Genomic DNA, 12,122 nt, shown 5'->3' with positions numbered 1-12,122 from the left:
GACTCGCGGGCTGTGAGGGATGCGTCACTTTACCGGGGCATCACTTCACGGCGCCGAACGTCAGCCCGCGCACCAATTGTTTCTGCGATACCCACCCCAGGATCATCACCGGCGCGACCGCCAGCACCGAGGCCGCCGACAATTTGGCCCAGAACAGGCCTTCGGGACTTGAGAACGAGGCGATGAATACCGTCAAGGGCGCGGCTTGCGAGCTGGACAGGTTGATGCTCCAGAACGCCTCGTTCCATGACAGGATCACCAGCAGCAAGCCGGTGGACGCAATGCCGGGCAGCGCCATCGGTAGCACCAGATGAATGATTTCGGTCCAGACGGTGGCGCCGTCCACGCGGGCCGCCTCCAGGATGTCGCGAGGGATTTCGCAGAAGTAGGTGTAGGCCATCCACACGGCGATCGGCAGGTTGATCAGCGTATAGACGATGATCAAGCCGCTTATCGTGTCCAGCAGTCCCCAGTTCTTCCATAGCAGATAGATCGGCACCAGCACGCCCACGGACGGCATCATCTTTGTCGACAGCATCCACAGCAGCAGCGATTGCGTGCGCTTGGTCGGGAAGAAGGCCATCGCATAGGCAGCCGGCACGGCCAGCAGCAGACACAGTATCGTCACGCCGAACGACACGGCCACCGAATGCCAGGCGAACTGAAAGTAGTCACTGTGTGCCAGTACATCGCGAAAACTCTGCAATGTGGGGGTGAACGAAAACGCGGTGGAATACGCTTGTTGTTCGCTTTTGATCGAAGTCAGGAACATCCAGAGGATGGGGAAGAACAGCAGCAGGGAGACCACCCAGGCAAGCGCTCCCAGGCTGTTGTCCCGCAGGCGGTTTTTGCTTGCGCTCATGATGCGTAGTCTCCCTTCAGATTCTTCGCCAGCATCCGCACGAGGAAGAACGACACGATATTCGCCAGGATTACTGCGAGGATGCCGCCGGCCGACGCCAGGCCGACATCGAACTGTTGCAAGCCAAGCGAGAAAATGAGGTAGGACAGATTCGTTGTCGCGTTGCCCGGGCCACCGCTCGTGGTGGTGTAGATCTCGGCAAAGATCGACAGCAGGAAGATGGTCTCAATCATGACGACCACGGCGATCGCACGTCGCAGATGTGGCAGCGTGATATGAAAAAACATCGCGAAGGCGCCTGCGCCGTCGAGTTGCGCCGCTTCCTTTTGCTCCTGGTCCAGCGATTGGATGGCAGTGAACAGAATCAGGAAAGCGAACGGTAGCCATTGCCAGGCAACGATCATGATGACACCCGTCATCGGTGCCGATGCGAACCAGTCGATAGGTTGCCAGCCGAAGAACACGAAAATCTTCGCCAGCACGCCGTACACCGGGTGCAGGATCATGTTCTTCCAGATCAGCGCGGCGACTGTCGGCATGACGAAGAAGGGCGCGATGGCCAGCAAACGCGCAATGCCTTGTCCAGGGAAGGTTCGATCGAACAGCACCGCAAGCAGGATACCGCCGACGACCGTAATCGCCAGCACCGACCCGATCAGGACCAGCGTGTTCAGGATGGACGGGATAAACGAGGGGTCCGTGGCCAGAAACACGTAGTTCTGGAGCCCGGCAAAGCCCCTATTGTCCGGGTTCAACAGGTTGTAATGGATCAGCGAGTACCAGACCGTCATAGCCAATGGCACCGCCATCCAGATAAATAACAGGACGATCGAAGGCTGCGCCAGCCAGCGCGCGGGGTGGCCACGCCGGCGACTCCCGGCGCTGTCGCCGCCCCGTGCGGTATCCTCGCGGTTTCGCGCGACGATGCCGGCGTCGCGCTCCGATTCCAAACCGGACGCGCCCTTCGTCGAGTCCATACGATCCGCACGGCCGGATCGGTCGCCGTGCTGTTCGTGCTCATCGCGTCCGGGATGGCTCACGTGTCCGGTTTTGACGGTCATTTTTGATACCCACCCGCGCGTACCGCGCGATCCGCAGTGGCTTGTGCCGCTTTCAGCGCCTGATCGACGCTCATCGTGCCTGCAAGCGCGCCAGCAATGCTTTGGCCGACCACCGTGCCAAACGACTGGAACTCCGGAATCGCCACGAACTGGATGCCGCTATACGGTGCCTTGTGCAGCGTGGCATCGTTCGGGTTCGCCGTCTCGATGGCCTTCAAGACGAAAGACGAGAACGGCGCCGCTTTTTGATATTCCGGATTGGCGTAGGTGGAACGACGGGTCCCCGAAGGGGCCGACGCCCAGCCTTCATCCTTCGCCACCAGCGCGACATATTCCTTGGACGTGGCCCAGGTCACGAATTGCTTAGCCGCATCCTGCGATTTCGAACTCTTCGGGATGGCCAGCGACCACATCCACAGCCAATGATTGCCCTTCGGCGTCACCGCTATGGGGGCTGCGGCATACCCGATCTTGTCGGATACCTGCGATTGCTTCGGGTTGTACAGCAAGCCCGCCGCAACGGTTGCATCAATCCACATGGCACATTTGCCGGAAGACATCAGCGTCAGGTTTTCATTGAAGCCATTCGAACTGGCGCCGGGCGGCCCGTATTTCTTCAGCACGTCCGTGTAATACGTGATGGCCTTCTTCCACTCGGGCGTATCGATCGTCGCATGCCACTTCTCGTCGAACCACTGGCCTCCGAAGGTGTTGACCAGCGGTGATACGAAGGCCATGTTTTCGCCCCAGCCGGCCTTGCCGCGAAGGCAGATGCCATAGACGCCATGTGCGGGATCATGCAGTTTCGACGCGAAATCGGCGATCTGGTCGTAGGTGGGTTGTGCCGGCATCGTCAGCTTCTTCGCGTCGAACAGATCCTTTCGATAGAAGGTCATCGAGCTTTCGACGTAAAACGGCAGTGCGTAGAGGTTGTTCTGATAAGTCAGGCTGTCACGTGCCGTCTTGACGATATCGTCCACGTCATAGCTGGCGGGCAGATTCGTCAGCGGCGTCAGCCAGCCACGCTTGGCCCACAGCGGCGTCTCATAGGCTCCGATGGTCATCACGTCGAACTGGCCGCTACCGGTGGTGATGTCCGTCGTCAAACGTTGGCGCAGGAGGTTTTCCTCGAGCGTCACCCAGCGCAGCTTGATATCCGGGTGTGCCTTCTCGAACTCTGGTGCCAGCTTGCGCAGTTCCACCATATCGGGGTTGTTGATCGTGCCGATGGTGACGGTGGTTGCGGCATGCACGCCGGCGGACCAGCCAATGCCGCAGGCGGTGCCCAGCGAAAAAACCGACGCGCCGAGCAGGCGCGCCAGGGGACGGCGCCGCCGCGCAGCGAAGGATGGGCTGCCGGCTTGCACGTCGCCACCGTACGTTCGCGGTCCGGCAACGGCCGGTGCGACGTCGGCGAAGGGCGAGCGGGGCGTCGATGACGGGGAACGGAATGAATCGGCGGCCGACGGTGTGGTGGCGGCGTGCTGCGGGAAGTGCGACGACATCGTGCTTGTCTCCTGATCGGCCCTCCCGGCGTGGACAAGCCAGGGTGCGCCGCGGACACGATCCAGCCGCGAACGTGCGCCGCAGGGGCGCCAGCACCTTGTTGTTCCAGAGCGATTTTGTATAACTGATCACCGGGTGGGCTAATGATCAGTTTTTCGTTGTTGCCCTGTCAACATAGAGTTAACCCCTTAAGACCGGTCAAGGGAGAGAATTTGTCTCTCGTAGACGAGATTGCGGCATTGTTCAGTGTGGACGATGCCTGTCGCGATCGACCTCGCCTGCCGCGTCGGCGGGACCGGCGTCGCGGATGGCGGATGGTACGCGGCGCAGCGACAGCAAGGCATTCAGCAGAATCGCACCAAACGTTGCCGTACCAATGCCGCCGAGCGGAAACCCCCCGACATGGATCGTGAAGTCGCCCGCGCCCAGCACGAGCGTGACGGCGGCTACCAGCAAGTGACGCGTATCGTTGAGATCGACGTGATGCTGAATCCAGATCCGGGCGCCGGATACGGCAATCAGACCGAAGACGACGATGGAGGTACCGCCGAGTACCGGTGCCGGCAGCGTTTGCACCAAGGCGCCGAATTTCGGTGAGAGCCCGAGCACCAGCGCAAAAACCGCCGCTGCGACAAAAACCAAGGTGGAATAGATTCGGGTGACCGCCATCACGCCGATATTCTCGGCATAGGTCGTCACGCCCGTGCCGCCCACGGCGCCGGACAGCATCGTTGCGACGCCATCGCCGATGAAGGCACGTCCGAGGTATCCATCCAGGTTCCGTCCGCACATTGCCCCCACGGCCTTCACATGCCCCAGGTTCTCGGCAATCAGAATGATGGCCACCGGGCAGATCAGCAACATTCCGTGCGAGGTGAATCGCGGCGCATGAATTGTCGGCAAACCGAACCAGGGTGCCGTTGCGACTGTCGCGAAATCGACCGGCGGTCCCCAGCCGAGTCCGTTGGTGACAATCAGGTAGAGGAGATAGGCCGACAGCAAGCCCAGCAGGATCAATAGGCGCGACCATGCGCCGCGCGCGAGCACGGCGACCATTCCGATACAGACGATCGTCATCAACGCGATTGCGCTGTCGAAGCCGGACCGGGAGACCGAGCGGATCGCGACGGGCGCGAGATTGAGCCCGATCACGGCGACGACGGCCCCGGTCACCACGGGTGGCATCAGGGTCTCGATCCATCGCTTGCCCGTCACCATCACGATGAGTCCGGTGAGCGCGAAGACCGCACCGCAGGCGACGATACCGCCCAACGCATCGGCGATTTGACCATTCGGGCCGTGGCCCGCATAGCCACTGACGGCGATGACAACACCGATAAAGCCAAAGCTCGATCCGAGGTAGCTCGGAACGCGTCCGCCGACAATAACAAAAAACAGCAGCGTCCCGATCCCCGACATCAGGATCGCGAGATTGGGGTTGAAGCCCATCAATAACGGCGCCAATACCGTCGAGCCGAACATGGCCACCGTATGCTGGGCACCCAGCAACAGCAATTGCCCGAGCGGGGGGCGTTCATCGGGAGCGATCACGCGGTGGGCACCGTCGAGGGCATTCGCGGGAACGCGGCGCCATTGGGGAAACCAGTTGTCAGCCATGGGAATCATTCATTGTCTGGAGGCGGCCGCGCGATGAGCGCGGTGCCTTGCAGTGTGTACAAATTGCATACGCAATCGGTGCTTGGCGCCGAGATGATCTCCGGGCGCATCGCGGGGTGGATTCGGCGCCAGCATAACGATGAAACCAGAAAATGACCAATAAAGTGCGAACAACGACTGTCGCTGCACGTCAGGGTGTGAGACTCTGCGTCCATTAGTTATGAGCGGTCCGGCGAAAGCCCTGATCTGTCGCATCGTGGCGGAGTGGCCGACACAGCAGGGCATGACACGGTGACCGATCGAGGCGGCAGGCATGATGGAGGTGAGAATGACGAGTGGTGATGAATGTGGGCAGCGCGCCGATGTGCCAATGATTACGTGGGAAGAGGGGGGCGTGATGCACCAGGCGCGGTGGCGGTCGGAGGCGAGCGTACCGGTGCCCAAGCGGGTGATCGTTGCCGACGACACGATGCCGGCCGACCAGGCGTACCGTCTGGCGTGCGAAGGCGCGGCGTTGTTATGGCGCGGCGATTTCCAGAACGCTCGGCAATTGCTCCAGGCGATGGGGCGCCGCATCGACAAGAAAGGCGGCCGGAAGCCGGCGCCGATGAATCAGGGCATGGCCGATGCCTTCAACCGGCATCGATTGGCGCAATCGCAGCGCGCACGCACGTTGGGCGCGTTGCTTTTGCCGTTAGGCGCTGATTACCGCATTCCGCTACGGCGCGCACCGGACGTGTCGGCCGCCTGCGAGTGGGTCTATGGCCCGCTCGGTGCGTCTAATGACCCGATATCGGATGGTGGGAACATCACGGGCGCCGCCGTCAGCGCAAATGGCGCAAACGGTCCGGACGGCGCAGCAGCGTCCGCTGGCGGTTCGGTGGTGTCGATGCGGGAACTGCTCGGTTTGATCGGTGCTTACGAGTGGCGCAAGAAAGGTGTCGACGTACCGCAGACCGGTGGTCGAATCCACCCGCACTATGGCGTGTTCTCGCCTGTCCGAGGCGAGTATGTCGACCTGGTGGCGCGCGCGCCGCTGCCTGCCGCGCTGCGGGACACGCCGTTGGCGTTTGATATCGGCGTTGGTACCGGTGTGCTGTCCATTGTCCTTGCGCGTCGCGGCGTTGCCCGGCTTGTCTCAACCGACAGTGATCCCCGTGCGCTGGCCTGCGCTGCCGAGAATGTGACCAGGCATGGCTTGGATGAACAGATTTCGCTCGTGCAACACGATTTGTTTCCGCCTGAAGCGGCCGGAGCGGCGGCGTTGATCGTTTGTAATCCGCCCTGGTTGCCGGCACGTCCCAGTTCACCGATCGAGTCGGCTGTCTACGATCCCAACAGTCGTATGTTGCTGGGTTTCCTGAATGGGTTGGCGGCGCGGCTCGCGCCAGGAGGCGAAGGCTGGCTGATCATGTCCGACTTTGCCGAGCACCTGGGCCTGCGCGCGCCCACGCAACTGGCAGATGCCATTGCCGCCGCCGGACTACGGGTGGTTGGCAAGACGACGGCAAAGCCGGTTCACCCGCGCGTATCAGACAAGGACGATCCTTTGCATGCGGCGCGCGTTGCCGAGACAACGACGTTATGGCGTCTCTCTGTGGCGTGATGTCGGCATCGTCCTTGCGTGCCTGTGGGCCCCTTCACGCCGAACCGCCCCGAAGATAGCGCGTAAGCCCCTGCCCCGCGTGCCGGCCGGTGGCAAGGCAAGCGGTCAGCAGATAGCCACCGGTAGGCGCCTCCCAATCGAGCATTTCCCCGGCGACAAATACGCCGGGCAGGTTGCGTACCATCAAGTGATCATCCACTGCGGAAAACATCACACCGCCCGCGCTACTGATGGCTTCGGCAAGCGGCATGGTTGCCAGGACCGTCAGGGGCAGCGCCTTGATGGCTTGCGCCAGGGTAGCCGGGTCTTGCATCGATTGCTTGTCCAGCACCTCATATAGCAATGCCGTCTTGATACCGGTCAGCCCGAGTCGGCTTTGCAAATGGCTGGAGAGTGACCGGCTGCCGCGTGGATGCGCGACCGCCTCCGCGACCGATGGCGCAGCACGGTCGGGGAGCAGATCCAGCGTGAAGGTCGCCGATCCATGTGCTTCGATCGTCTCTCGCAGCGCACGGGAGAAAGCGTAGATCAGGCTACCTTCGACCCCGCGGGTCGATATGACGAATTCGCCTTGCCGTCGCAGCGTCTCTCCGGCGAGATCCGTGAACGACAGGGCGACGGATTTCAGCGGCGATCCGGCAAATCGATCGCGCAGATGCGTGCTCCAATGAATGCTGAAACCGCCGTTGGCACTGCGCAGCGGTGCGACGGGAATGTGCTGCGCTTCGAGCCAGGGCACCCAGGCGCCGTCGCTTCCAAGTTGCGGCCAACTGCCGCCTCCGAGCGCGAGCACGACCGCGTCCGCGCGTTGCGTGATGACGCCTGCGGGGCTGGCGAATCGCAGTAGCGGTATCGGGCCGCCCGGGCGCGGCGATGTCGGTACCGGCGCGCCGGATGTCGTGCGATCCGCGTCTGACCATCCAAGCCACCGATGCCGCGTATGAAACGTGACACCCGCCGTTCGCAGTTGTTGCAGCCATGCGCGCAGCAACGGGGCGGCTTTCATCTCGGCCGGAAACACACGCCCCGACGTTCCTATGAACGTTTTTACACCCAGCGCTTCGGCCCACGCGCGCAAGGCATCAGGGGGAAAGGTATCGAGCGCTGTTTGCAGCACTGGAGGCCGCCTTCCGAAACGCGTGCGAAATAGGTCGTACGGTTCGCTGTGTGTGATGTTCAAACCGCCGATGCCGGCGCGGAGGAATTTGCGGCCAACGGAGGGCATGGCATCGTAGACGTCGATCCGCACCCCGCGCGTGCCGCCACCGGCGGCGATCCTTTCTGCGGCCGCAAGGCCTGCGGGACCGGCTCCAATGATGACCACGCGCGGCAAGGTCGCGTGTTCCGGGGTGGGTGTGGCGAGCATTGCCAGAGACGGCGTCCCGGAGGTCGAATGAGGCTTATCGGATGACATGCGGCGCGGCGGCGGGAATCGAAGGTTGCATTGTAGGAGAAGAAAGCCCTTTCCCCGTCAGGGGCTAGGGTAAAAGGCCTCGGGCTACTATCGAAACGAGGGAGACACCTTCTTCCCGCATGCCAACGACGCCGCGGAAATCGTGTGAGGTCGACGACATGAGCAATTGAACGAGGAGCGAATATCATGGCTTACACCTTACCGGAATTGCCCTATCCATACGATGCATTGGAGCCGCATATCGATGCAAAGACGATGGAGATTCACCATACGAAGCACCATCAGACCTATGTCAACGGATTAAATGCGGCGGTTGAAGGAACGGGGCTGGGAGAGAAGCCGGTGGAAACGCTTTTGCGTGAACTGGAGACCTTGCCTGAAAAGATTCGTGGGCCGGTGCGCAACAGCGGCGGTGGGCATGCAAACCACGCGTTGTTCTGGAAGGTCATGTCGCCAAATGGCGGCGGCAAGCCGAAGGGCAAGGTGGCCGCCGCGATTGATAATGAATTGGGTGGCTTCGATGCGTTCAAGGACCATTTCACGCGTGCGGCGCAGACGCGTTTCGGTAGCGGCTGGGCCTGGCTGAGTGTCCGACCCGACGGCGAACTGGTTGTGGAAAGCAGCGCCAACCAGGACAGTCCGTTATCGCACGGTAATACGCCGATTCTTGGGTTGGACGTCTGGGAGCATGCGTATTACCTGAAGTACCAAAGTCGTCGCCCTGACTATATCTCCGCGTTTTATGAAGTAATCGACTGGGACGAAGTAGAGCGCCGATATCAGGCGGCGCGCGCCTGAGGGCTGGCGTGGTCCGCAAGAGGCCAGACATCGACCGCGTCATTGTCCAGATCGATGCGGATCGTCAGTCCGGCGGCCGCGCGCCACGTGTGGGGCCGTAGCTTAAGAACGCTGTCACCGACGCGTACGGCAAGGCGAACCTGTCCACCCTCGAGCAGGACCTCTTCGATAAGCGCCGCGAAGCCTTCATTCCCGCGCGTACCGCCAGGCACGCGACGCACGGCGTCCGGGTTCAGCCGCCACATGACACGGGCCCCGGCTTCCAACCCCCGCAATTTTTCCCACGCCACTGGAAAGCGTATGCCGCCGCCAATGTCGATGCGCCCCTTGAGGTCCAGCTCGCCCACTCCCACGTTCGATAAGCCCAATAGCGATGCGACTTTCATATTCGCGGGACGCGTGAAGACGTCGAGCGTCGGGCCGGCTTGCAGCATCCGGCCGTGGTCTAGCACGAGGATCTCGTCCGCTAACTGTGCCGCCTCGTCCGGGTCATGGGTGACCAGCACCGTCACCGCATCGATTTCCTGTTGCAATTGACGCAAGCTCGTTCGCAGTGCCCGCCGTCTAGGGGTATCCAGCGCCGAAAACGGTTCATCCATCAAGATCACACCACAATGCCGGGACATGGCCCGCACGATCGACACCCGTTGCCGTTGTCCGATCGAGAGTTCCGCCGGGAAGCGGTCAGTAAGGTGTGCCAGCGCAAGCCTACGGGACCATGCTTGCACGGTTCCGGGGTGTGCATCCCGAGGGTACGCCCATTGCTGCGCGACTGTCATGTGTGGAAACAGTCCGAAGTCTTGCGGAACGTAGGCTATATGGCGGCTTTCCGCTGGCAAGTCTTGTATGGGTATCCCATCGACAATGATGTGCGCACTGCCGCCAGGCGAAATGCGGGCCAGCCCGGCGAAAAGCCGCAACGTCATCGATTTGCCTGATCCGGACTCGCCAAGAATGGCAAGCCTGCGTGCTTTGGGCGCCCAGCGAAGCTTCAGCGAGAAGTCGCCGATTCGTGTATCAAGCGCCACCATGATGGAACGCCCGTCCGGCTTCGTCGCATCGTCCTTGTCGATGCTGGCGGATGCCGTCGGTGGTCCGGGCCGTGCATGATTCGCAGGCGTTTTAACCGGCTGTGAACGGGGCGCGCGTCGCGATGGCTTCCATACCGCGTTTATTGCCACCAGCAGTGCGGCAAGCAGCGAGACGCCCAGGGTCGGCACGATAATCGGCAACATGGCAGGCAGACCGACGCTGCCGAAGGCCACGTATGTATAGATCGGCAGGGAATACGGGTGATAGGCCACCATGACCGTTGCGCCAAATTCCCCGAATGCACGAAGCCAGGTCAGTAGCAGGCCGGCACGAATCGCGGGCCAGGCGAGCGGCAGTGAGATGGAGAAAAATCGCGCATAGGGGCGATGTCCGAGCGTGGCAGCGACGTCTTCGAACATCGGGTCGACGGCAATGAAGGCGCTGCGCGCCGCAACGATGAGGAATGGTGCTGCCACGAAAATGCCGGCGAGCAGGATGCCGATGAACGAGTCGGTCAGCGCACCGTGGGTCAATTCGCCCAGCGCGCTGTAGGGCCCTAGTAGAAACAGCAGCAGCACGCCACTCGTGAGGGGCGGCAAGGCCAGGGGCAACTGCACGACGAATGCGATGACGCTGGCAAGGTGAGTAGGTCGCCGCGCGAGCCAGTAACCGAGGGGGACGCCGGTGAGGGCGACGATCAGCGCCGCGAGTGTGGCGCTGGCAGCCGAGACGCCCGTTGCGTGAAGCAACGTATTCCAATCCACTGCGGTCCAGCTTGCTGATGCGATGTGCGGCGCGCTGGCGAGCAGTGGCGCGCAGAGATAGATCGTGAGGAGGGCGCCGAGCCATGCGAGCGGCGTCGGTCCATGGGCCCGACGCACTGATCGATTCGTCGATGGCGCGAGGTCGTTACGGTCGAGATCGGGCGATGTCATTGTTGCATCATACGATGGCGAGGCGGCCCGCTGGTAGCCGTCTACCGGGCGGACGTCGGTCATGCTGTTTCATCGCGGTCTTGTGGTAAGTGACCGTTATTGCGGCGCTAGTTGTGTTCGCAGCGCGGCGGGGACGGAGGCGGCGTCGCCACTGATCGTTGGCGCCACGATATCGATGCCGTGTTCTTTCAACAAGGCCTGGCCCGCCGGGCTCAACAACCAGGACACGAAACGCTGAGCGCCTTTCGCGTTGGGCGCGTGATTCAGAATGGTCACCGTGTATTGCGCTTTCTCTTTCAGTTCGGCGGGGAGCGTGACGAAGGGGATATTCAGGTCCGATGTCTCGGTGGAATAAAAAAACCCCGCGTCCAGTTGACCCGATTGCAAGCGCCCGACCAATGTTTCCTCCGGCAGCACCTGAGCGGGATTTTCCTCCGAACCCAGAGTCTCTTTCACGAGATCCGGTTTGTCATAGACCCTTGCCGCGTGCTGGACAAAGTTCACCGTGAACAGACCCTTCGGGTCCAGCTTAGGATCGGTGCGGCCGATCCTGATGCCCGGCGTCGACAAGACGTCGTCCCAGCGCTTGGTTTTCAGGGCGTCGGCGAACGTGCTCTTCGGGTTATAGCCAATGACCAGGGGCGATTCAGCAAATGACGCGTACCAGGTGACCCAGTTTCCATTGGTATCGCCCATCAGCGTGCTGTTGACCTTGGGGCTGGCGCTGATGAAAATATCGCCGCGACGAAGTTTGCCCTTGATCTCGTTGGCCAGTTTGTTCGAGCCGCCGGCATATCCTTCAAAGTCGATGCCGCTTGCCTTTGTGAACGCCGGTCCCACGCTACGCTCCATCAGGTTGACCAGTGAGCCGGCATAGAACACGCTGACCTTTTGTGACTGAGCTTGCGCGGCCGAGAAAGTCAGCAATGGCGCGGCGGCAAGCAAGAGGCCGGACAACGCGTTACCTAATACGGCGCGGCGGTCGGTGGGGGACACGGGCTTTCTCCTTTGTGGCGAGCTGAGCAGTCGATGAATAACGATGTTGGCTCCTCGTCTTAAGATGCGGGATGCGTCAAGGCGTTATATTGCTGGAAATATGCCGCTTGTGCAGTGTACCAATTCCTGTAAGTAGCGTGACGCGCAGGTGCGGCAGTCATTGGCATGGCAATACCCACAAAAAACGCAAAAGTACTTGCAGGTTTGCTGGGTGTGTCCTATTATTCGGCTCCCCGCTGCAGACAAGGCGAAGCGTTTGTTGTGGTGGTGGGGCGGTGGTGAGAGAAGGTACTTG

Annotated in this window: 8 protein-coding genes and 1 pseudogene; 2 read left to right on the top strand and 7 right to left on the bottom strand. The window is 61.6% G+C overall.

Annotated features, from left to right (window positions below):
- Positions 1–40: 40 nt before the first annotated feature.
- From WM40_RS22785 to WM40_RS22770, 4 genes and pseudogenes are all read right to left on the bottom strand, one after another.
- Positions 41–823 (bottom strand): annotated as a pseudogene (locus WM40_RS22785) (carbohydrate ABC transporter permease); the annotation flags it as partial.
- A 35-nt stretch (positions 824–858) separates the two neighbouring features.
- Positions 859–1,788, bottom strand: a complete 930-nt coding sequence (locus WM40_RS22780; RefSeq protein ID WP_046154099.1) for a carbohydrate ABC transporter permease — start codon at positions 1,786–1,788, stop codon at positions 859–861.
- Positions 1,789–1,919: 131 nt separating this feature from the next.
- Entirely contained in the window at positions 1,920–3,428 is a 1,509-nt protein-coding gene (locus WM40_RS22775; RefSeq protein WP_082103130.1) for an ABC transporter substrate-binding protein, read from the bottom strand.
- Positions 3,429–3,672: 244 nt separating this feature from the next.
- Entirely contained in the window at positions 3,673–5,046 is a 1,374-nt protein-coding gene (locus tag WM40_RS22770) for a solute carrier family 23 protein (RefSeq protein WP_024905665.1), read from the bottom strand.
- A 328-nt stretch (positions 5,047–5,374) separates the two neighbouring features.
- Between WM40_RS22770 and WM40_RS22765 the strand changes: the two genes are divergently transcribed.
- Entirely contained in the window at positions 5,375–6,652 is a 1,278-nt protein-coding gene (locus WM40_RS22765; RefSeq protein WP_024905666.1) for a methyltransferase, read from the top strand.
- Between the two features lie 34 nt (positions 6,653–6,686).
- Here the strand turns inward: WM40_RS22765 and WM40_RS22760 are convergent, their stop codons facing one another.
- The gene (locus WM40_RS22760) at positions 6,687–8,018 is read right to left on the bottom strand and encodes a TIGR03862 family flavoprotein (protein ID WP_024905667.1); all 1,332 of its coding nucleotides are present in this window, start codon (positions 8,016–8,018) and stop codon (positions 6,687–6,689) included.
- Positions 8,019–8,252: 234 nt separating this feature from the next.
- Between WM40_RS22760 and WM40_RS22755 the strand changes: the two genes are divergently transcribed.
- On the top strand, positions 8,253–8,864 hold the full coding sequence (locus tag WM40_RS22755) for a superoxide dismutase (RefSeq protein WP_024905668.1): 612 nt from the start codon (positions 8,253–8,255) through the stop codon (positions 8,862–8,864).
- On the opposite strand, the gene WM40_RS22750 is transcribed toward WM40_RS22755, so the two are convergent.
- Together WM40_RS22750 and WM40_RS22745 are read right to left on the bottom strand one after the other, a co-directional pair.
- Complete coding sequence (locus tag WM40_RS22750; RefSeq protein ID WP_236693647.1) at positions 8,846–10,894, bottom strand: ABC transporter ATP-binding protein/permease; 2,049 nt, start codon at positions 10,892–10,894, stop codon at positions 8,846–8,848. The genes WM40_RS22755 and WM40_RS22750 overlap by 19 nt on opposite strands.
- Positions 10,895–10,927: 33 nt before the next feature.
- Positions 10,928–11,827 (bottom strand): extracellular solute-binding protein, encoded by a 900-nt coding sequence (locus WM40_RS22745; RefSeq protein WP_046154087.1) that lies wholly within the window; start codon positions 11,825–11,827, stop codon positions 10,928–10,930.
- Positions 11,828–12,122 lie beyond the last annotated feature (295 nt).

This window comes from Robbsia andropogonis (assembly GCF_000970345.1).
In the GTDB taxonomy this organism is placed as follows: domain Bacteria; phylum Pseudomonadota; class Gammaproteobacteria; order Burkholderiales; family Burkholderiaceae; genus Robbsia; species Robbsia andropogonis.
Note: the sequence above shows the minus strand (reverse complement) of the source record. Positions and strands in the feature narration are given on the sequence as shown.

Coding starts and splice junctions, on each gene's coding strand:
- WM40_RS22770 (WP_024905665.1), bottom strand. CDS start 5,046: ATGGCTGACAACTGGTTTCCCCAATGGCGCCGCGTTCCCGCGAATGCC.
- WM40_RS22750 (WP_236693647.1), bottom strand. CDS start 10,894: ATGACCGACGTCCGCCCGGTAGACGGCTACCAGCGGGCCGCCTCGCCA.
- WM40_RS22765 (WP_024905666.1), top strand. CDS start 5,375: ATGACGAGTGGTGATGAATGTGGGCAGCGCGCCGATGTGCCAATGATT.
- WM40_RS22775 (WP_082103130.1), bottom strand. CDS start 3,428: ATGTCGTCGCACTTCCCGCAGCACGCCGCCACCACACCGTCGGCCGCC.
- WM40_RS22760 (WP_024905667.1), bottom strand. CDS start 8,018: ATGCTCGCCACACCCACCCCGGAACACGCGACCTTGCCGCGCGTGGTC.
- WM40_RS22755 (WP_024905668.1), top strand. CDS start 8,253: ATGGCTTACACCTTACCGGAATTGCCCTATCCATACGATGCATTGGAG.